Annotated in this window: 18 protein-coding genes; 11 read left to right on the top strand and 7 right to left on the bottom strand. The window is 38.5% G+C overall.

Translation table 11 applies throughout. From position 1 onward, the window contains the following. The 3 genes from QYB97_RS18090 to QYB97_RS18100 form a co-directional block, all read right to left on the bottom strand. Positions 1-1,476, bottom strand: coding sequence for a recombinase family protein (locus tag QYB97_RS18090; protein ID WP_301167425.1), 1,476 nt, complete (start codon positions 1,474-1,476; stop codon positions 1-3). Next, positions 1,473-2,876 (bottom strand): recombinase family protein, encoded by a 1,404-nt coding sequence (locus QYB97_RS18095; RefSeq protein ID WP_301167426.1) that lies wholly within the window; start codon positions 2,874-2,876, stop codon positions 1,473-1,475. Before QYB97_RS18095 ends, QYB97_RS18090 begins: the two co-directional genes overlap by 4 nt. Before the next feature lie 215 nt (positions 2,877-3,091). After that, entirely contained in the window at positions 3,092-3,241 is a 150-nt protein-coding gene (locus QYB97_RS18100) for a hypothetical protein (RefSeq protein WP_301167427.1), read from the bottom strand. Positions 3,242-3,652: 411 nt separating this feature from the next. Between QYB97_RS18100 and QYB97_RS18105 the strand changes: the two genes are divergently transcribed. The 4 genes from QYB97_RS18105 to QYB97_RS18120 all read left to right on the top strand — a co-directional run bounded on the left by QYB97_RS18105 (position 3,653) and on the right by QYB97_RS18120 (position 8,860). Next, positions 3,653-4,669: a dsDNA nuclease domain-containing protein gene (locus QYB97_RS18105; RefSeq protein ID WP_301167428.1), complete on the top strand. Its 1,017-nt coding sequence runs from the start codon at positions 3,653-3,655 to the stop codon at positions 4,667-4,669. Further along, on the top strand, positions 4,659-6,350 hold the full coding sequence (locus QYB97_RS18110) for a hypothetical protein (RefSeq protein WP_301167429.1): 1,692 nt from the start codon (positions 4,659-4,661) through the stop codon (positions 6,348-6,350). The genes QYB97_RS18105 and QYB97_RS18110 overlap by 11 nt, the downstream gene beginning before the upstream one ends. A gap of 71 nt (positions 6,351-6,421) precedes the next feature. Continuing rightward, on the top strand, positions 6,422-7,693 hold the full coding sequence (locus tag QYB97_RS18115) for a PIN domain-containing protein (protein WP_301167430.1): 1,272 nt from the start codon (positions 6,422-6,424) through the stop codon (positions 7,691-7,693). A 948-nt stretch (positions 7,694-8,641) separates the two neighbouring features. Beyond that, complete coding sequence (locus tag QYB97_RS18120; protein ID WP_301167431.1) at positions 8,642-8,860, top strand: hypothetical protein; 219 nt, start codon at positions 8,642-8,644, stop codon at positions 8,858-8,860. A gap of 41 nt (positions 8,861-8,901) precedes the next feature. Here the strand turns inward: QYB97_RS18120 and QYB97_RS18125 are convergent, their stop codons facing one another. Both QYB97_RS18125 and QYB97_RS18130 read right to left on the bottom strand, forming a co-directional pair. Beyond that, the gene (locus tag QYB97_RS18125; RefSeq protein ID WP_301167432.1) at positions 8,902-10,452 is read right to left on the bottom strand and encodes a transthyretin-like family protein; all 1,551 of its coding nucleotides are present in this window, start codon (positions 10,450-10,452) and stop codon (positions 8,902-8,904) included. A 544-nt stretch (positions 10,453-10,996) separates the two neighbouring features. Further along, a complete protein-coding gene (locus tag QYB97_RS18130) occupies positions 10,997-11,569 on the bottom strand; it encodes a DUF1349 domain-containing protein (RefSeq protein WP_301167433.1) in 573 nt (190 codons plus the stop codon). Positions 11,570-11,752: 183 nt separating this feature from the next. Between QYB97_RS18130 and QYB97_RS18135 the strand changes: the two genes are divergently transcribed. The 4 genes from QYB97_RS18135 (at position 11,753) to QYB97_RS18150 (ending at position 17,128) form a co-directional block, all read left to right on the top strand. Continuing rightward, positions 11,753-12,277, top strand: a complete 525-nt coding sequence (locus tag QYB97_RS18135) for a TetR/AcrR family transcriptional regulator (RefSeq protein ID WP_301167434.1) — start codon at positions 11,753-11,755, stop codon at positions 12,275-12,277. Positions 12,278-12,356: 79 nt separating this feature from the next. Next, positions 12,357-13,472: an MFS transporter gene (locus QYB97_RS18140; RefSeq protein ID WP_301167435.1), complete on the top strand. Its 1,116-nt coding sequence runs from the start codon at positions 12,357-12,359 to the stop codon at positions 13,470-13,472. A 387-nt stretch (positions 13,473-13,859) separates the two neighbouring features. After that, a complete protein-coding gene (locus QYB97_RS18145) occupies positions 13,860-16,265 on the top strand; it encodes a DUF362 domain-containing protein (protein WP_301167436.1) in 2,406 nt (801 codons plus the stop codon). A gap of 50 nt (positions 16,266-16,315) precedes the next feature. Beyond that, positions 16,316-17,128, top strand: coding sequence for an acetoacetate decarboxylase family protein (locus tag QYB97_RS18150; RefSeq protein WP_301167437.1), 813 nt, complete (start codon positions 16,316-16,318; stop codon positions 17,126-17,128). Positions 17,129-17,282: 154 nt separating this feature from the next. On the opposite strand, the gene QYB97_RS18155 is transcribed toward QYB97_RS18150, so the two are convergent. Next, positions 17,283-17,645 carry a helix-turn-helix domain-containing protein gene (locus tag QYB97_RS18155; protein ID WP_301167438.1) on the bottom strand — a complete coding sequence of 121 codons (363 nt, stop codon included), beginning with the start codon at positions 17,643-17,645 and terminating at the stop codon, positions 17,283-17,285. Between the two features lie 192 nt (positions 17,646-17,837). Between QYB97_RS18155 and QYB97_RS18160 the strand changes: the two genes are divergently transcribed. The 3 genes from QYB97_RS18160 to nhaC are packed head-to-tail and all read left to right on the top strand — an operon-like array spanning position 17,838 to position 21,744. Further along, a complete protein-coding gene (locus QYB97_RS18160) occupies positions 17,838-18,827 on the top strand; it encodes an asparaginase (protein WP_301167439.1) in 990 nt (329 codons plus the stop codon). Positions 18,828-18,847: 20 nt separating this feature from the next. After that, positions 18,848-20,281: an aspartate ammonia-lyase gene (gene aspA / locus QYB97_RS18165; RefSeq protein WP_301167440.1), complete on the top strand. Its 1,434-nt coding sequence runs from the start codon at positions 18,848-18,850 to the stop codon at positions 20,279-20,281. 56 nt (positions 20,282-20,337) lie between these two features. Further along, complete coding sequence (nhaC, locus tag QYB97_RS18170) at positions 20,338-21,744, top strand: Na+/H+ antiporter NhaC (protein ID WP_301167441.1); 1,407 nt, start codon at positions 20,338-20,340, stop codon at positions 21,742-21,744. A gap of 50 nt (positions 21,745-21,794) precedes the next feature. Here the strand turns inward: nhaC and cudC are convergent, their stop codons facing one another. Next, positions 21,795-22,340 (bottom strand): choline uptake/conversion transcriptional regulator CudC, encoded by a 546-nt coding sequence (gene cudC / locus QYB97_RS18175; RefSeq protein ID WP_301167442.1) that lies wholly within the window; start codon positions 22,338-22,340, stop codon positions 21,795-21,797. Positions 22,341-22,405: the final 65 nt, after the last annotated feature.

The raw sequence follows: 22,405 nt of genomic DNA on the forward strand, positions 1-22,405 counted from the left end.
CTATTCGGTACTTTGACCAGTCAGACATAGATCGAATATTTCAAGCATGTTATCGGTGAACAGTACTTTAGCTTCTTCGCCAGGAGAAATCATTACCTGATCAACAAAGTAAAGTATGAAAAGACGGGTTTCTGTTTCACCTAATCGGGATGACAAGGTGCTTTTAAACCGACTAAAAATCAAATCTTGTTGTACGGCTTCACGCAGTTCATCAAGAACTTGCTGCTTATTAACGCACTCTTCCAGAAAGTTAGCTTCCTGTTGATGATAAGATTTTACTAGCGAATTATATTCGTTGTCGTTTTGTTCTTCTGCAATAGAACCCTTTGAAATCAAAATGTCAATACGTTCTTCTGCTTTTTCGATATTTTTTTCAATGGACCTGTTGGTTTGATCTAAGTAGTCTAGTGCAATATGTTTGACCCCGGCACCAGACACTGTAGTTTCTATATGATTTAACACAATAGGGAGTAAAGCATTATGAACTGCAGTTTTGTCTAATTTATAGTTACATGGTTTGCAGACGTAGTATTGATAGTCATATTTTTTTCCTTCTCGAGTGGTGGAGCCATTTTGGGTAAGGAGTTTCTCATTGCAATGCCGGCAAAAAAGCTTATTCAAGAAGGTAAAAGGAGTGTCGAGTCTTCCATATTTCTTTTGTAGCTTAGTGTTAGCATTAATAAGTTTGATTAAAAAGTCATCAACCAATGGTTCATTAAAGTCATTGAATTCGTATTGCTTTGGTTCTTTTCCTTTATGAACGTTCCAAGTCAATGTTCCGGTATATACTTTATTCTTCAAGATGGCTTCGATTGAACTTGGTCGCCACATCTTTCCTGAAGGAGAGGGAATTGAAGCTTCATTAAGGACAGCAGCAATTTTCAGCATTGATAATCCCCAGCTTTGCATGTAGTAGATAAAGGTAACAATATCGGCATCCTCGTTAGGGAGCAGCATTTTGTTTACGAGTTCATATCCATAAGGGCATTTAGATCCGGGTCGCAGTTTTTCTTCGTTATTTAGAAAAGATGTCAAAGAGGCAATAGCTCTTTCAGACTTAATTTCTGATTCCTGCCTGTACAAGAGAAGGGTGATTTTGGTTCGAAAGTCAGAAGGATCAAAAGGGGTATCAGAGGTCGTGGAGTAAACTTCAAGGTTTGGAAAGTGATCCTGTAGCGGACGGTAGAAGTCTAGGACAAAACTATAACCGGTGCGGTCCATTCTTGACTCTTCATAGAAGATCACTTTATCGATTCCTCTTTCAATCATCATGTTTTTAAGACGCATTAATTCCTTTCTTTGTTTTGCGCGTTTTGCATAGGCGCTTGTAACATCTTCTACATAGATGAATTCTTCTGGGACAGATAAGTTCTTTCTTTTGGCGAACTCCTGAATATAAGCTTTCTGGATTTCTACACTGTTGTTTTCTTGTTGTTTATATGAGGAACGACGCACATAACCAAAAGCTAGATTCATGAGACTTCACCGACTTCATAAACAAATTCCTTTTGCAGGTCTGTTAAATAATCAAAATTTGAAACCTCAACATCCAGTGAGTTGGGATAGATTACAATGTTTCTGACAAATAAGGAAAAAAGCCAAGGTGAATTTTCCTTCAGTCGATCCGTAAGCAGTGTTTCAAGTTTCTCCCTCATATTTTTTTGATTGGCCATATACTCATTAGCTTCATCCAGCCCCTTCAGAAGTAATTCCCTTTCTTCTTTTGACCGCTTCAGCTTCTTGTAAGCCAAGTCATCCTTCCAATGTGGAGAATAACCATTCGTGGAAAGAATAAGGTTTTCCATATACTTTTTGATTTGGTGATCAATTGCTTTAGCTTCCATTACTAACTTCTTTTTATAGTTTCTAAAAAAGAGGGTTGAATCATAAAGCAGCTTCTTAAAGTTTAGATTCTTGATGGTCTCTTGTAGCAATTGTTGAATGATCCTACTTAAATCATCAAATTGCATCAGCACACGTTCGTGTTTACGAGAGCAGCTGTAATTGCTTTTGTTTTCAATGACTGATATTCGGTACAGCATAGGTTTTTTACATAACCCACAAATAGGTGCAAAGGTATCCTGGGATTTTTGTTTTTCTAAACGCTTTTTGTAGGTTGTGAAGAGATGTCCCTTTTCCTCTTGCAGCTTTTTATGCCGCTGAAGTGTCATATAGGGGGTCACATGTGGAAGTCTATTCTCCCCGTTTTCCAAATCAAATCCAGCATAAAAGGGATCCTGTGCTATCGAAATGAGGCGCTCCGCACTGCATTTCAATTCTTTCTGATACCGATTGAGTATGGTGCATAAGTGCTCCATGTCAGTAATCTCATTTACTTCCGCAAAATAAGATTTGAGAATGGTCTCTTTTTTCTCATCCGGGATATACGATTTTTTCTCCTTGATTTTTGTATAACCAAGCTTTTTAGGAGGGTATCTCTTATTCGCTTCATGAGTTCTTCTGGCAATGTTCTTACCTTCCATGTCACTGAACATCCCTAAAAAACTTTCTAAAAAGATGTCCTGTGTGGATTGAATATGACCGTTGCCCTCAGACGTATAAACGATCTTAACTTGATGTTTTAAGCAAAGATCTGTAAATTCCATGCCTTCAAAGGTATCACGAAAAAGTCGTGTTCGGTCAAAAGCATAAAGGGTGTCCACTCTATTGTTTTTGATTAATGAGATTAGACGCTGCATTTCAGGACGTTCATCAGTGCTTTTTTTATTAGCCGATATTGCACTTTCTTCAATTAATAATACTTGATGGCGTAACAGTTTATCTCGGTATTTCAAATCAGCCGACTGCTGCATCGTTAAACTCTGGCCGGTAGTGCTGACACGCCGAAAAAATACATGTTTTTTTTCATGGTTCACTTTCTAGTAGTCTCCTTCTCGTATAATTTGGAAGTTTCTCGTAGTACTTTTGCCTGCAACAAAGGAGAGAGGTTTAACTGGTTTACAATCAATCGTTGTACCAAGTGCTGAACCCATTTGTTTGTTACAGAATTATCATGTGATGCGGTTTTTAACTGAACAAGTTTTCTCAAAGAATCACCTCCCGATTAATATCATTGACGGGAGGTGTTTGTTTATATACTTCTTTGTGAATTAGTTAATGGATCATCGAAGAGGTTGAATTCCAACTGAATGGAGTCTTTCGTAGGGTCTTCTTTTATTAAAACCTGAATAAAGCCTGTTTTTTCTCCAGGGAACATTTGCTTATGTTGCTGATCGTCCAACACGGCTCCTCCTTTTTTCTTGGTAGTCTTTAAAGCTGTCATAGATGAATGGGGAAAGGTGATCGACTGCTACAGATAGTTCTATTTGTTTGATTTTAGTGATGGGCTTTTTCATAGTGCATATCCTCTATTTTTTAACTTGTGTAAGCGGGCTTGGGTACTGGTTCGGATAGGTGGATGGTGATGTTTTATTGTTACTCTCATAATGAAGCTAACCTCCAAGATCTTGTGAATTATGTTCGGTAGTTCGTCTACCGCAGAGGTAACATAACCATTATGAGAGAAATGTCAATAAAAATAATAAATAAAATTTTTATCTATATACTATCGCTTTAACATGGTAAAATTATGAAAATTATAGTATTTTAGTCATTGTAGAATACATAACCTTTTTAGAAGGGAAGTATGTATATGTCAGAAGGTACAGAAGCCGAATTTGATAATGGTGGTGCAGAAGCAATTAAAGGTTTTAATTTTCAAAAGGCTAATGTAATTTTGTTAGCAATAAATAATTATAAAAAAAAGAACTTTAAAATATATGTTGAAGCTGAGGATGATATTGTCGTTAGCTATGAGGGCTACAATGCTTATATTCAAGTAAAGAAACAAAAACATACATTTAAATCAATCACAAAAAAGGATAAAAAAGTAAAAAAAGGATCTGATGGAAAAAGTGTCGTTATTTACTCATCGTCTATCCTCGAAAAAAATCTGAATTCAGGTACTGAAAAAGATAGATTTAAATTAATAGTAAAAGATTTTGGCGCAACAGATAAAAAACAGTTAAAGATTAAGAAACCCGGTTCACTATGTTCTGAGTTATTTGAATTAAGCAAAGAAGCAAAAGCCCTAATAATTAAGGCTCTTCCCGCAGACTTAGTGAACAAAGTTGAAAATTTTTATTTCTATATTTCGCCCATTCATGAAGATCTTAATGAAGCGGAAAGGTATTTAATTGGTTGTTTAAATAAGATAAATATTGCGGTTGATAATAGTAGGGGTAGAAGCATCATAGCTGAATTATCTTTAACAATTGACCAAAAAGCACAAGAAATAATTCATGAAGAAAGTCATAAAGAATCAAAATTTATGGATACTAAATATTTCTCAGAAGTCTTGATTACCTGTAAAGCTATGAACAGATTTGATGAAGTACTAGATTCACTGGGTTACAACTTGCTATTAAAATCAGTCATTAAAAAAGAAAGACTAAAAATCCAGTTAAATCAAAGCAGTCTTAAGGAGGAAATGAAGGAATTATTAGAGCAGTTTATAGAGGAATGCGAAGATTTGGAAGGGCTTTCAAATAAAAATGTAATTGATCACATGGTAAAGAGTTTTACGTTTACAGAAGTTAATAAAAATTTATTAATAGCAATTGCAATTGAGAGTTTATGTGAATTAGGAGACGAAAATTATGATTATTAACCATATTATTATTTATGATTATATGGAAAAGAGAATTAATAAGTTCGATTTTAAACCGAATGCTAACATCATTGTGAGTGAGGAAAATACAATTGGCAAATCAAGTTTAATAAAATCTATATATCATTGTTTAGGTTATAGCATTAAAATTTGGCCAAGTAATTGGAAAACCAATAATATGGTTTTTCAAATGGAGATAAAAAACGGTGATAGGGTACATTTAATCACTAGACATAAAAATTTGTTTTATGTTGATGATGCTAAAGAGATCCTTTCTGAAAAAGAATTTTCAATGTGGCTGCAAAAGTTTTTAAATATTTTTATAAAAATTAAAGACAAAAAGACCAAAAAACTGTCTGACATATATGCTAGTGAAGTCCTACTACCATTTTATATTGACCAGGATAAATCATGGAATGGTTATGTGTATTCAAAGTCCTCTGATTCATTTTCGAGATATAATAATGTAGTTAAAAATATATTTGATATTTATTTTCAAATTTCAAATAAAAAATTACTCGAATTACAAATACAGAAAAGCGAATATGAAATGGAGATTAGTGATATAAAAAAGCAAATTTTTGCACTTACTCTTCTCGAAAAAGAGCACTCGGAATTATTAAGGCCTATAAGCAAACCTACATCTAATATTAATTTTGAGGCAAATGGTAATGACCCAAATGAAAAAATAAATAAATATTTAAAGCAGATTAATTCTTACAATAAAGAAGTGTTCAAATATGATAGTGAAATAATTCAGATAGAGACACAGATGGATGAAGTAAGGAGAGAAGTTAAAGAATTAGTTAAGTTAAAGAGATCCTACGAAGGTAAATTTAAAGAAATAAAATTTACTTGTATTCATTGTAATTCTAAATTAACACAAGAGCAATCAATCACAAGACTTAAGATAAGAAACAATCAATATGAAATACTAGAGAATATTTCGTATTGTAATAAGAAATTAGATGAGTTAGAAAGTTTGAAGCTAATAAAAGAAATTGAAAGAAAAAATAGGGTGGATAAAATATCAGAATGGGAAAACATTATGATGGAAAGTAAGAATTATGAAGAATTAGATTCCTATATAGAAGATAGGGTTAACCATGAAATTATAAATCAATATATTTCCGTCGAACAGCACCTATATGGTGAGGAGAATAAAAAAACTGCAGATATTAAGACAATTAATAAGGAAATGTACAAAGAAAGGAAATCTGTTAGTGAGAAAAGGGCACAAGTGAAAAAAAGATATGAAGAATTAACAAATAAATATGAGAGATACTTTAATGATATTGATTTAAATGAAATTGGTTTATATAACTTTAAAGAGATTAGTGGAAGTGGAATGGATGCTAATAAAAAAATGTTGGCTTTATATACTGTTTATTCAAATCTAGTAAATGAATTTTCAAACTATAAGGTGCCCTTTGCAATGGATTCCTTTATTAAAAATGAAACTTCTGGTAAATTAAAAGCCCAAATGTTTGGATTTTTATCTAAATATTACTTATCAATTGAAGGGCAAATGTTTTTCTCAATAATTAAGGAAAATATTATTTTTTTAGATCGTGATAATGATTATCATTTTATAAAGCTAGAAAAACCTATATTGGAGGAAGTTAATGATACAAATAAAAAATGGGTGAAAGCATTTGAAATAATTGATACCTTAAATTAATAATATCCAGATGCACTTATTTGAAATTAGAAAAAACATTTATAAATATTGGGATGTAAAGGAGAAATATATTGATACAGTCTTTTAGAGGTTATTACAGGCCAACAGAAGCAGAATTTGATGAATTGTGGAGTGACTGCTTGTTTGTTTTTGACACAAATGTCTTATTGAATTTTTTCAGAACTGAAGATGAGATTAGAAGTAAGTTACTAAATATATTAGAACTATTAAAGGATAGAGTTTTTGTCCCATATCAAGTTGCTATGGAGTATCATCATCGATTACAAGAAGAAATACATAATCAAAATAAAACATATAATAATATGAACGCGATGTTAACCAAAAAATTTGGTGATATAAAGAACGATATTAATAACAAATACAATAGACACGTTAACTTGAATTTAGAGAAAATATTTGAAGTGCTTGAACAAAGCCTGAGTACTGTAAAAAAAGAAATAGAATCGCAGAAACAAAGCCATCCTTTATTGGATGAAACAGCAAGGAAAATTGCTCACTTATTAGAAAGCTGTGTTGGATCATCTTATGAAACACAAGAAGAGTTGGATGACCTATATAAAGAGGGAGAATTGAGGTTTCAAAATAAGATTCCACCTGGATTTGGAGACTTAAAAGAAAAGAAGGATAGGAATAGAAATCATTTAGGATTAATTTATCAAGATGTATATGGGGATTTTTTAGTGTGGAAACAAATATTAATGGAGGCCTCGGAAAAAAGAAAAAATGTAATTATAGTAACAGGTGACAGTGAGAAAGGTGATTGGTGGTTGCTTGATAAGAATAAAAATAAAATAGCTCCTCATCCACAATTGTTACAAGAATTCCATAAAGAAACCGAAGGGGAATTATGCTATATATATGATCCGGATGAATTTATTAGAAGAGCATATGAATTTTTCAAGCTAGGTTCAGAGGAAGAATCGGTAAAAGTAGCAAAGGGAATGACAGATGTAAGTGATACTTACAATGAAGAGCTTTTAATGGATACAGGCCTAGATCTTTTTCACTTAGGTTCATATGAAAAAGACAGTTTGTATTTTGAATTAAAGGAAGCAAAAGCGCTCGATAATAGTTCTATGTATTTTAAGGCAATACGGGATGCTAAAAAGATAATCGATAAAAGGAAGCAAGAAGTCGTCGATCTACACAATACAGTAAACATAAAGATTTTTGAATTAGCTTCATTTAATCCAGGGTTGGCAAATTCTTATAAAAGTACTTTAAATTCGATCGATCCTAATACGGTGAAATTGAAAGATTTAAGGTCCTTGCTTAGTAAGCTGGACTGGGAGTTAGATTTTTATTTATCACAGGATTATTAAAGGATAGAACCATAGTCGTTTAACTCCACAATTACGGATATAGCTTTAGGCATATGCGGGCTATCGACTATGAAAAATACCCACCCCTGTCTCAAGAATCATAAAGACTCTTGGACAGAGGAAGCTGTATTGTTCATCATAAGTTATAGCTTTAGTGTAAAAGCTGGGAAACGTCCTGATGCTGCTGTTTAAATACCTGAATTCCTTCAACTTGTTATTTGCTAAACGCATATGCAGTTTCGCCCACATACATAATGACAAGCACCATTGGCCTTAACCAATCGAAACTCCAACCGAACCGTTACTGCAAGGAGTCGTTCCCACTCCCTAAGGCTTGCAATCCAGTCAGAAAACAGCAGAAAGATAGACCTTGTCTCATGATTGCTACGCTGATTTTCTGCATCGGTTCAGCTCACCTGACCTTTTGTTTATCGTGGTTTAAGGGCATTTCCACAGACTATATAGTTAAAGTAGGTTTTTATGTCACAATTACAATGGGACAGCGTTTTGACAGAGATTGCGGCTCTGACCTGTTAGGATTTCTATTGTGTTATTAACACAACCCTTTGATTATAAAAATGCAAGCTTTTATCTAAAAAAATAATGGACGCGTGTTCTGTCTGGATCTGTGTATAAAATATACAGAAATAGCGAAAGCTCTTGGGTAGAAGGACGGCTACAGCACAAATAATTAATTACCCCAAACAAAAAGTAACCTCGACCAGTGAGAGCTGATTAGGTTACTTTTTGTATGTTCTTTTTTTTATCAATACCGAATCGGAGAAAATATTTGGTATTAATTATTTATAATAAGTTCATTTTATTGTGTCTAGCGAGTTATATAGATGGTAAATGTTAATTAATTGTAACAGCACTCATTATAGATATGTGTTATCGTAGAAAGACTCGGAACTTTCATGATGTAAGTCAAAGCTTAGGAGTGGCGAATTGAATGAAATAGGAATTGAAGCAAAACTTTTAGAGTTAACTAATGAGCAATATATAAAATCTAATGTTACCTGGACATTCAAAGCAAACTCATCCACTATTTCTGTCAGCTATCTTAAGAAAGAAAGGAAGTATAAGATAGTTGAACACGACTCAGGAATAATTAAATATTATATTGATCTTGAAGAAGCATTAGAAGACTTGAAAAAGCTTAAATAAGAAAAGAATGAGCGTTGCTTGTGCTCATTCTTTTTTCTATTTTAGAATTGTGAACAATCTCCAATAAATGTTTGTGGTGTGACCGCAGATGTAAATGTAGTACTAAAGGAATCTCCCACATCATTGGTTGCATTAATCGTCCAAGTAATCGTATTGCCGCTTATCGTAGCGGTTAGGAAGACATCAAATAAACCTTGGAGTGTAGATGTTCCAGTAGCTTGGGCAGTTCCTTCAAATTGGACACTAATGCTGTCATTACAAGAGAATCGAATTCTTCGGCCTTGTGTCAAGTTGAATACAAAGCTGCCTCCCGAGAATGTGATACTGAAGTTATTAACAGCTGGATTACATCCTGGACCCCCAATATAACATTGAACAATAGATACATTGATCGTACCGGAAATCGTTGAAGGAACACCCCCGTTTATGACGTTTGCTGTTGCAGGAGCCCCAAACCCACCTACGCCCAATTGGAATTTGCAAGGACATTCGGTTGGAGCAGGACAGCTAACTACCGCACCTACTTCTGTAGTCAAGGTTTGACCGCCTTCTTGTGTGGTTGCAGTAACTAAGACGGATGTAATGGATGTTCCCGGAGGGACAGTAAATGTTGAAGAATAGAAACCTGTTGCGTCCGTTGTAGCAGGTGGAATCGACATTCCCATGCCCGGGAATGTAGTAAAGGTAACAACATCCCCTTCTTGTCCAACTCCTCCACACGTCACAAAACCAGAAATGGTATAGGTACAAGCTGAAACAGGTGTGACCGTTGCTGTAATATCACACAATTGAGTGCAGGTTCCGGAAACTGTAATGGAGTCACTCGCAAATCCGTCTGCAAGAACCGTTATTGTCGCAGTCCCAGACGTTCCTGGAGCAAGGTTGATACCACTTTCAAAGTTACCTTCTGAATCTGTAAATGTTGAAGAAGGATCAATGATAAATGTGCCTGGAGGATTCTGTGTAATGGTGATTGGAACCCCGGGAACTGGAACACCATCACAAACGAGCCGGCCATTTAGCGGCCCAGCGCAATCGAACGTTCCTCCCTCGGGTCCAAAAATATCAAGAACACATAAAGAAGAGGGACAAGAAGCAATGGTAGTGGAAACACCTGTGGCTGTTCCATTGACGGCAACCGCAGATACCGTTACTGGCGTCTCGGGTGTCGGCGCAGGAACAGTTACATTGACCGTAAATTGGCCATTGGCATTAGTAAATACAGGGTTTTGAGCAAAATTAATCAAACCTGGGCTCGAAGCTAGAAATACAGGTGTGAACGGGACAGGTGAGCCATTACAAATGACTTCTCCATTAATAAAGTCTTCACATTGAATTTCCGCTTCCACAAACAAGGATACTAGGCAGCCTGCGGGAGGAGGGGTAGGTGTAGGGGGGAAAAATATAGCTTCGACATCGTTGCAATCAAACTCGACTATCGCACCATTAGAAAGTTCCCCAAACACACAGGTTCCTTTAATTTTAATAAATATAAACGTAATTGAGTCACCTTGATTCGTTATTACTGTAATCGCTTGTCCTCGTTTTACGTTTTTTAAAAACTCACAGATACAGGAGTTGTCTTTCCTCATCGGATTCTTCCTTTCCTAATTTCTATATAGAGAATCTCCTATATAATATGGTTACGTGCTATACAATGTGTACAAGTTAATGAAAGAGTCTACTTTACTGAAGTATGTAAAAGTTGAGGGATGAAAAATGTAATATCTCCTGTTTCCCCTTTAATATCTCACCAACATCTCATGTGTTGCACATGTGGAAATTTAAAAGCGATGCAAGCAAAATTTGCACCGCTTTTGTTTAAGAGACGTGAGTTAAATGCAAAACATTAATTCCTAACAACATGCTAACATTTTGCTAACGAAGTCCAATAAAACGAGGTGAATCAGGGTTAAAGATAGTACACTTGATGCAAAAATAATGCTGATTTGACGGGACTTTCTTCTTCTTTAGTTAAAAATATTACAGCATAAAACTTCATGGGCGGCATGATGTAATAAAGGTTTCAAAACCTTGTTATGTCAACGTCTAAAACGTTAACCTAACTATAGAAAAGGTCTTTCATCAGTTTACTAAACTGAGAAAGGCCTTTTTTTATTTGCTCTTTGTTGAAAACTATACCAATGACCAGCTCAGAACCTCTGCCTTGAATCCTTCATTGAGCTCATTTGGGCTGCAGGCATAAGGGCCAACTTTAATCGACTCTGTTCCTTTAGGGGTATGAAGATGAGCAATTCTGATTTGCTCTTTTTTGCCTGACTCATGAATAAAGTAAATTTCCACATCATTGGAATTACAGGTGACTTCAAATTTTATTTCATCTGAGATGTGCAGGTTTGAATAATCTTGTGAAGACCAATCAGAGTAACCATAAGAGGTGACCACTGCCCCAAGGTGAGAGGGACCTTCCGGAATATACTCTACAGAGCATTTTATCCAGGTATCCTCATCCACATAAATCAAAATTCCCACCTGATCATAGGTGTTTTTAGGGTTCATTCGGAAAGTGCCGGAACATTGAAAGTGACCGCTGGAAACATCTTTTAGTAATGCATGCCCCGTCATTCTATTGAATTGATAATACGTATTTCTCCAAAAATCCGTATCTCCATTTGTTATAAAAGTAAAAGAATCTTCTTTTGCATCAATATGCGCAGGTTCATTCATCCAGGTATAATCTTCCCACATAGCGCTTCCTCCTAGTATTCTTCCTTTAGATGATTATCTCAGAATTTCTCTAAAGCAGGAGTAACAAAATAGTCACCTTTTGAAATTACTGCTGGTTAATGCTCTTCATAATTGATCCCAATTTGTAAGAAGCCTCATTTTAATGTTAAAGTAGAATGACCATTCTATCTATGGAGGTGATTCTTGTTGAGTAAAAAAAGAGAGAGCTTATTGGAAAACGCTGAGCGTTTATTTTATGAAAATGGTTTTCATGCTATAGGAATGAAGCGGGTCATCTCTGAATCAGATGTTGCCTTAATGACGATGTACAATCATTTTGATTCAAAGGAAGATTTAATACTGGAAGTGTTAAAAAGGAGAGAGGAAAGGTACTTTTCCTTTTTGAAAACAAGCATAAGTGAAAATAAGAACATAGCGCTATCCCTGACCGAAGCCCATATGAACTGGATTCTCGAAAATGGATCAAATGGATGTATGATGCTGCGAGCGAAAGAAGAATACTCTTCTACAAATAAGGAAATTAGCGACACGGTTATTGCACACAAAAAGAATTTAATTTCTTTCCTTCAAGACAATGCCTTCAATGTTAACCAGGCTACACGTTTAGCCATGCTGTTTGAAGGAGCTACTGCTCTATCAGAAGTATTGGAACCGGAGGCTGTTTCAAAGGAATTACTGGATACCATTCAATATTTATTTCATGAGTAAGCTAAGAGTAATCTTTTCTTACTTATTTTTTTCTTAAATAAATATAATGATCGTTCTACACAAAAAGAGGAGTGAGAACATGTGGAGAATCGTCCTGCCGGGTATCGCCATGATTGGAGTAACCTATGCATTTGCGAGGTTTAGCTTTGGTTTATTTTTACCGAATATATCTCAATCCATAAATCTTACAGAAAGTAATGCGGGTGTTACAGGTTCAACAGCCTACATTGCTTATACATTAGCTTTATTCACCTCCTCCTATCTTATAAAAAGGTTTGGCCAGCTAAGAGTCATTCAATTCGCAGGATTAAGTGCCGTGATTGGATTATTCGGAATAGGGCTGTCCCAGAATTTCCTTTCCCTTGCACTGAGTACGTTTATTGCAGGGCTTGGCAGCGGGTGGGCATCGCCTGCCTACAGTCAAGTCGCATCCACATCATTAAACAAGGACGACAAGGACCGGGGAAATACCTGGATGAATTCCGGTACCAGCTTTGGACTTATAGTATCCGGACCGATCGCTATCCTGTTCACTGATCACTGGAGATTCGCTTTTATATCATTTGCAATCATTTCTTTAGCCGTACTTTTATGGAATTCAATAAGAATCCCATATGAAAAACCAGAATTGCATGATGAAAAGATAATAAGTGGTCCTATCTTTAAAAAAGCTAAGTATTTATTACTTTCATCGTTCATCGTTGGTTTTGGTTCATCAATCTATTGGACGTTTTCCAGAAGCTTTTTAAAAGTTGAATACAACATGAGTGATCATGAGAGTGTGATTTTTTGGGTGACAATGGGTGTGACGGGGGCGGTCGGTGGTTTAGCTGGAGGAATAATGAATAGAGGGGGCTTAACCTTATCCTACAGATTGGCCCTCTTACTATTGTCTATATCCGTGATCAGTATCACCATTCCATCGTTATACAGTGTATACTCATCTGGTTTTCTGTTTGGCATTTCCTATATTTTTGTTACTGGTCTGTTAATTGTTTGGGCCACTCGCATTTTTCCATTAGTGCCTCATGTGGGGGTGAGCTTATCCTTTCTGGCGTTAGGGGTTGGGCAGTCAATTGGATCAGCTATGGCAGGGAAGTTGATTAGTATGAGTTCGTACTCATGGGTGTTTATTATCTATTCATTCTTCTGCATTATTGGGTTGATTATCCCTGTTGAAAGGAAGTCTTTTTAAGGATTTTTCTTTGGAAAAACTCACCCTATGCTACTCAAGTCAATTCGTCTGGTTTTAAAATATATGCAATCGTTTAGCGCTCGAAAAACGAAGAAATCCGGGATAGTTTCAACGCTGGGACTGGTGGATCGCAAGCATGTTTAAAGCCGGTATCGTTAACCCAATTAAAGTAACTTGTTCTATACTTTCAAAACGCGAGTAAAGTAAACCCTTTTTACCGTTTTTTGTATTTAAATAAATATTTAATTATTAACGTAAATTGGATTGAATATATATACATGGAGGTGTTAAAGGAAAAATATACCACTTTTATAGATGCTATCAAAATAGGAATGCGTTTGACGTATATAACTTTGCTACAGGAAATGGAATAAACAGGAGGGTGAAATGGTCAGAAAATATGCAAGAGTTCCAGTTGTCAGTTCTCCCTTGGGTATAAATAGTGTTGATTTTAATGGCTCTCCCATTTCAGGTGTGAGGATGGATGTATTCCAAGCCTACGGCGATATTCCGATACTCCTTCAGAAATTTATAAACGACAAGGATAATGAGGCTTGGAAACAGATCACATATAAAATTGATTATATCTATTCTAATCTCAATTACGCCTTGAGGGGCTTAAATAGTGAAACTGATTTTAGTAACAAGGTACAGTCACAGGTTAGGTCAGGAAAGAAATTATTGTTTAAGCCCAATATAGTCAATCCAATAGTCATAGATTTCAAGACACATGGTGAAGGTCCTGCTGCAAAGATTGTTACAGAATGGACTTTAATAGCTGCTTTAATGAGATGGTTCCATGATAACCTACATATCAGTTATCATCAGATGGCTATTGGTGAAGGTTCTACAAGCACTTTTGTCTCATCTTCTTTTTTAAGCAAAGCTGAAAACAAAAAGATTACAACTGAGGCCATTATCGAAGGACGCAGTGGAGATTTCTTTGGTGGATGGGGCTTCTTCTTTGTCCGTAAGTATCTTGCCGAGCGTCATCCCGCTTCTCACGAAGATGACCCTATGAAGGGCTATGAGGAAAGTGTTGAAGGAAGATTTATTCCACCTGGAAGAACGCAAGGCCTGCTAATGGTGTATGATCTAAACAAGCTTCATGACGGGACCAATAGAGGAAGAGCGGTACGGGTACCAGGTGGGACAGTTTTTAAAGAAATTACCCTGAATAAAATAATTGCGGGTGGAGATCCTCAAGATAATCAAGATTTAAGTGACTATCCAGGATGTGTTTTGATAAATGTTCCCAAAACAAAATTGCACGATCAAGATTTAATCACAAATGCAATTAAGAACCTTGGCATAGGCTTATACCCAACCCAGAAATATTCCTGGTATACTGCCGTTCCGAGTTTAAAGGAAAAATTACCTCATTCACCCTGGGTATTAGAGATGGATCCTGATACTAATTTACCTTTCAGAGACGAGAATGGTAAATATGTCGCTATTAATACCGATGGACTTTCAGGAGTTCAGTCTGACCTAATTCGAGCAGTACAAAACCAGGGTGTGCTGATGATTCATATCGTTGATGGTTTAAATATTACGAATGTAAGCCATAATGCTAATTCTTTAGCAACCAGAGTACCTGAAGGTTATGTATGGTCTTCTCTTGACTGTGTAGCCCTCGATCTTTTCTGTGCCAGATACTGTTTTAAAACAGTACCCATGGATCAAGCCCGGAAGCTTCAGGATGAAAATCGGTGGCCAACGGAATTTATCCATCATTCTCCTGAAGCTCATATTAGTGGAAAAAATATAGTAACACAATCAGGACTTGATTCACCTCTGTTCAGGTATGACTTGTACCGGTTTGCTGAAAAACGGGGGGTTGGACAGCAGAAGTACTACGTCGTAGGCTGGGATACCTTGACACGGACGCCAATGGCTTCTGTTCAAGGGCATCTGGGGAGAATTCATAATACGAAATTCATTGAACTCATAACTGATAATATGTATTACAATCTAAATACCATTCTACAGGATTTTCAAAAGGGTATTTTTAGTTATGCTAAAGCCAGTGATCAACTGACCGGTACTTCCCTTTTTAAAGAGCTGATTGACACCTTTGACGAGAATTTTGACGGGGTAATAGATTACGATGAGAAAGGAAGGGGAGATGAAACAGCTAGCTTAGCCATACAGGCTTATGCTCTCGATCTTTTTGTAACTCAGGCATATGGCGACCTGCGAATGGGATTTACTCAAAACAGCCTATCGTTGAAATATTCTAATGTTAACTGGAACCGACAGGGTCATGACTTTATGAGAGAGTCAGCTCTCAAAGGGGGATTGGGGCAGGCCTATCTATTGTCAAAGTCTGAAGACGTAAAAGCAGACCTCTTCATTTCGGGGATGAGTTATGGTAATGGGATGTGGCCCAGCTGGCAGACAGTTGTTTATATAAGAAACACAAATACAATATACGGTTCTCAATCTCCTCAGAACATTAGTCTCGGTTCATTATACGGAAATATATTCCAATATGCAGATAAAGTACTGCACGCAGGTACGTATACAGGAAGTATCTCTCAAGACACTTTTGACGCCAGTGATATTGAGTATGGTAACAAAGTTCCTGATCCCGGTTCTGGCTATCATACTAGCCCACCGGAGTCCATCAATAAATATTTTCAAGCTGTCAGTAAGGGGGCTGCTCCCCTCGGCTTTACATTTTTTGTTCCAATCGGGTATGGGAGGTTGGAAGGAGTAAAAATACCTAACGTAGAGGAGACGAACGACCCAGCTAAGATTTTAACTGTCCAATTTAGGTTTGAATGGTAACATTGATCATCATTGGGCTATAAATGATATGGAAATCTAAGGAGGTTGCCATGTTCAGACCGGATCCTAATAAAACATATCGGATGCCCCCGTGGTTTGGGGGGATTGATCCTGAAACAACGTATGCTTATATTAACGATTGTATAAGTCTTGATTTCAGTTTTACCTCTGACGGAAAGTGGTTAGCTGATTTTCTTCCGGAAGGATTCGAATTGGTAAGGCCGGAAGTATCCATTGCCTTCAACCAGTTGCGAATTGACAATTTTTTATACGGGGGGAGTTATAACTTAATAAGCGTAAATGTGCCCGCACGTTTTCGTGGAAGACAGGATCAACTGGAAGCACAGTTTCCTCTTATCATTTGGGAAAATAACACAATCCCCATCCTTGGGGGAAGAGAAGTAGATGGTCAGCCTAAAATTTATGCTGACATACAAGACCTTCACTTCTCGGAAAATACGTATTTTACTAATGCCAGCTACCAGGGAAACACATTTCTACGCTTACAAATGAATAATCCCAAGCCAGTAAGTCAACAGCAATTAGAGCAAGCAAAAGAAGCTGCGAAAAATGCAAATAAATTCGGATATCGTTATATTCCCAAAGTAGGGGGTCCCGGAGCTGATCTCATCCAATCCACTGTATATCCAATGAGTATGAAACTGACAGGGGTCTGGATAGGGGAAGGGAATTTTCAGTGGACATTGCTTCCACAGGTATATCGGACTCAGCTAACGAATGATATTGATTATTACAACATCATTAAGCAGCTTGCTACATTGCCTGTATATGAAACCAAGCCTGTTTCCATGTCAGCAGGCTCACTGATAATGAAGAGTGCCGAGTCACGTGTTCTTAAGTAGTAAAGTATTTAAAAATTGGCAGTAGTCACTGTAAGGACTGCCGAATAGTTAGAGCCATTATCAAATGAGGAGTATTTAAGCGAAGCATCAGAGACGCTTTTACTCATATATATAAACAGCAAAAAACCACTTCCTAATTTTAGGAGGTGGTTTTTTACGTCGCCTTATCTTCTAATTGCCGCTTCGCCCTGATAAACGCAATAAACTGCTGCATTTCTTCCTTGGAAAGGGAAAGGCCATCGACAGACAGATTTAAATAAGACAGATCCGTTAATTCCATGAAAGGCACAGACGGATCCACATCCGACTGGGGATCCTGGTGATTCACTCTGCCCAGAATGTAATCGGTGGATGTGTCGAATAAATCAGCGATCTGTGCAATGGCTTCCAATGAAGGGCGGCGATGCCCCGATTCGTAGCCAGCATATGTACTTTTGGCAATCCCGAGCCGGTCAGCCGCATATTGCAGCGACCATCCTTTGCTCTTCCGTAATGTCGTTAATCGATTTAATATCATCTTTTAACTCCCCTTTGATCTATGTTGATTATATCATAAATAAAATTAAAATGTACGCGTATTGCGTAATTTGTGCTTGATTTACAGTGGTAACAGCACTATAATTGCGTATGTAGTACGCGATACGCGTATATTAGTTTTATGATAATTGTAATTTTATGATATTAAGAAAGCGTTATAGGAGGGGTTATATTGAAGAAGTTGATGCTGCTTACGACCGGCGGGACGATTGCCTCGCTCGAAGGGGAGAATGGGCTGGTTCCTGAGATGAACGCCGACGACATTTTACGTCATCTGCCGGGATTCAATTTACTCTGCCAGATTGATAGTAAGGCTTTGATCAATATTGATAGTACGAATATGCAGCCGGAATATTGGGTTGAAATGGCGAATGCGGTCTATGAGCATTACGAGGAGTACGACGGTTTTGTGATCACACACGGAACAGACACCATGGCGTACACATCAGCTGCGCTCTCCTATATGCTGCAGGATCTTGAAAAACCAGTGGTCGTTACAGGTTCTCAAATCCCTATTTCCTTTAAGAAAACCGATGCCAAACGAAACATTGCGGACGCGGTTCGCTTTGCTTGTGAGGAGATCGGCGGCGTATATGTCGTTTTTGACGGCAGGGTCATACAGGGGACAAGGGCCATCAAGCTGAGAACGAAGAGCTATGATTCGTTTGAAAGTATCAATTATCCTTATATCGCTTCTATTTATAAAGAACATGTTGAATACAGCAAGCCTCTCTATTTAGTAGAGAACAAGAAAATGAAGCTGGATACCTCTCTTTGCACGGATGTTTCGCTAGTGAAGTTATTCCCGGGAATTAAGCCGGAATTCTTTGACTGCCTGAAAGACCAGTGTCAGGGCATTGTGATTGAAAGTTATGGAAGCGGTGGCATTCCGTTTCAGGGAAGAAATATCCTGGAAAAACTGAACGAGCTGATTGCGTGTGGAATCCCCATTGTTATCACGACACAATGTTTAGAAGAAGGGGAGGACATGGAGCTTTATGAAGTAGGGCGTAAAGTCAATCAGGATGTTATTATCCGTTCCCGGAATATGAATACAGAGGCCATCGTTCCCAAGCTGATGTGGGTATTGGGCAAGACTCAGGATCCGCAAAAGGTGAAAGAATTGATGGAAACCCCCATCGCAGACGATATTACACTTTGAACCAATAAGGAGCAGGGAAAATGATTAAAAGCGAGATTGAATACCGCATTGAAAAAGACTTTCTCGGTGAGAAGGAAATTCCTGCGGACGTATATTATGGAATACAGACGCTGCGTGCTGTAGACAATTTTCAAATCACCGGATACAGAATTCATAAAGAGATGATTCATGCGCTGGCCATCGTGAAAAAAGCTGCCGCAATGGCCAATATGGATGTACACCGTCTCTATAAAGGACTGGGTGAGCCGATTGTTCAAGCGGCTGATGAAATTCTCGAAGGACAATGGCACGAGTACTTTATCGTCGATCCGATCCAGGGCGGCGCCGGTACCTCCATGAACATGAATGCAAATGAAGTCATCGCCAACCGAGCGCTTGAACTGCTTGGCCACGATAAGGGTGAATATATAAAGCTCAGCCCGAACACTCATGTGAACATGTCGCAGTCAACGAACGATGTATTTCCGACAGCGATTCATATTTCAACCCTCAAGTTGCTGGAGAAGCTGCTGTATACAATGGATGACATGCTGGAGGTCTTCAGGAAGAAGGCGTTACAGTTTGATCATGTGATTAAAATGGGACGAACCCATCTGCAGGATGCCGTTCCGATTCGTCTTGGCCAGGAATTTGAAGCTTACAGCCGCGTGTTGGAACGCGACATTAAGCGGATCAAACAGACGCGCGAGCATCTTTACGAAGTCAATATGGGAGCGACCGCCGTAGGGACCGGTCTAAATGCCGACCCGCAGTATATCAAACAAGTGGTGGGCCACCTTTCAGAAATCAGCGGATTGCCGCTTGTCGGAGCGGATCATCTTGTGGATGCGACACAGAACACAGATGCTTACACAGAAGTTTCTGCGGCATTGAAGGTCTGCATGATGAACATGTCCAAAATCGCAAATGACATCCGGTTGATGGCCTCCGGTCCGCGTGCGGGACTTGGGGAATTGATCCTGCCGTCGCGACAGCCGGGATCATCCATTATGCCTGGAAAAGTGAACCCGGTCATGCCGGAACTGATTAATCAGGTCGCCTTTCAGGTGATCGGCAACGACCTTACCATTTGCTCGGCATCAGAAGCGGGGCAGCTTGAATTAAACGTCATGGAGCCAGTACTGGTCTTTAACCTTCTTCAATCCATCAGCATTATGAACAATGCATTCCGAAGCTTTACCGATTATTGCCTGTCCGGAATTGAGGCAAATGAAGACCGGATGAAGGAATATGTGGAAAAAAGCGTGGGAATCATTACCGCCGTCAATCCGCATTTGGGATACGAAGCTTGTGCGCGAATTGCACGGGAAGCCATTTTAAAAGGGAAATCGGTACGAGAGCTTTGCCTTCTGTATGATGTTCTGACTGAGGAAGAGCTCGACTTGATTTTAAATCCGTATGAAATGACCAATCCTGGTATTGCCGGGGGTGCTCTTCTTGATAAAATCACTTGATAAACAAGTGGTTTACACAAATTTGTAAGCGTTTTAATTTGAAGGAGGACATAAGAGTGAAGCATGTACGATTACCAACGATGACAGAGATTATATTTACTTTGGGACTATTTTTGGCCATTGTTTTTTCTTTTACCGTCAAGTTTGATTTACCGATACAGCTGGCACTCTTTATTTCCTGGTTCATCTTTATTGTCCTTGGAACAAGACTTGGATATGACTATAAGCAGCTGCAGGGAGCCATTACAAAAGGGATTTCGAATGGCCTTGAGGCCGTTTTGATTCTGATTGTTGTGGGTGCCCTGATCGGGACGTGGATTGCGGGAGGCATCGTGCCGACCATTATTTTCTACGGCCTGGAATTTATTCACCCAAGCATTTTCTTGTTGGCGACTCTTGTTATTTGCTCGTTGACTTCATTGGCGACAGGCACGTCATGGGGGACAGTCGGGACGGCCGGAATTGCGATGATGGCGATTGGAGAAGGAATGGGACTCCCTCTACCGCTTGTAGCAGGCGCTGTACTTTCTGGTGCTTATTTCGGAGACAAGCTTTCTCCGCTGTCTGACAGCACGGTGCTCGCCGCCTCCATGTCGAAGGTGGATGTGATTGCACACGTGCGTGCCATGCTCGTTTTAGACATTCCGGCTTACATCATCACCGCCATTCTTTTTACCATCTCAGGGTTCATCTATGGCGGAAGAAATACCGACTTGGAAAAAGTGGAATTCTTGAAGAAAGCACTGCTTGAAAACTTTGATATTCACATTTGGATGCTGATTCCTGCGATTGTGGTCATTCTCATGCTCGCACTGAAGCAGCCTTCCATGCCAACTATTGCGTCAGGTGCGCTCCTGGGAACCATTTGGGCTACCGTCTTCCAGGGAATGGATTTCTCAAAGGCACTTGGCACGGCATACAGTGGTTTTTCCATTGATACAGGCATTAAATTCATGGACAGCCTTTTAAACCGCGGGGGAATCGAAGGCATGCTTGGCTCGATCGTTGTTATTATTTTCGGCTTGGGATTTGGCGGGCTGCTAGAGCACTTGGGTGTATTGAAAGTGATTGTGTCAAAATTCCAGAAAAAGCTGACTTCAGCGGGGAATATTACTTTGTCCACCCTGATTGTTGCTTTTCTGGCGAATGTATTCGGCTGTGCGATGTATGTATCGTTAATCTTAACGCCCAAGATCATGCAGGAGAACTATGATAAGTTTTACATAGACCGAAGGGTATTAGCCCGAAATTCGGAGGTGGGTGGAACGTTAACCTCCGGAATGATTCCCTGGTCCGACAACGGAATTTTCATGGCTGGGATTCTCGGCATATCGACCTTTTCCTATCTTCCATTCATGTGGCTAAGCTTTGTCTCTATTGCACTTGCGATCATTTATGGATATACGGGGAAATTTATCTGGTACACGAAAAAGAGCCCGGTGCTGCAGCAGAAGGCGAATTAAACGTTCGTTTAAAAGAAGAAAAGATGGTGAGCAAATGCTCGCCATCTTTTTTATTTCTCTTTCGGCAAGAACTCGAAAATTTTACCGCTTCTTATATTTTCAACCAGGTCATCCAGCCAGTGATAGTAGGTTTTGGATTCTTCCAGCTGGTCATAGTATTTCTTTGCTTTTGCCACAATCTCAGGTGTACTGTGGGAATCTTTAATGACTTCTATGAAATCTTCCTGTGCTTCTCTTATGGCATCCAAGTTGATTTTCACTTCGCGCTCCCACATTTGGCAGTAAAACGCCATAAAGGAACGGAAGAAATTCTTTTCCGCTGTATACGTATGTTTCCGTGAACCGCGTGTATATGTTTTTTTGACCATATCGATTTCCTGAAGCCGGCGGACGCTGGTGCTCATACTCGGTTTACTCATGCCGAGTTCCGTACGCATCTCGTCAAGCGTCATTTGATCTTCAAAGTACATCGTTGCGTATAGATTTGCGGCAGCGGGTGTCACCCCGTATAAATCCATTGTTTCTGCAATGGCCCCAATCACTTTATCTTTTGCTTCTTCTATTTTAACGTCGGGTCTCTCGGTGGCTTTACTCATAGGAACGCTCCTTCGATAAAAAATAACTCAGTTAAATCTTTATCAAATCTTTTTTACCTAGTTAA

It is taken from the genome of Fictibacillus fluitans (assembly GCF_030418125.1).
GTDB classification, from domain to species: Bacteria; Bacillota; Bacilli; order Bacillales; family Fictibacillaceae; genus Fictibacillus_C; species Fictibacillus_C fluitans.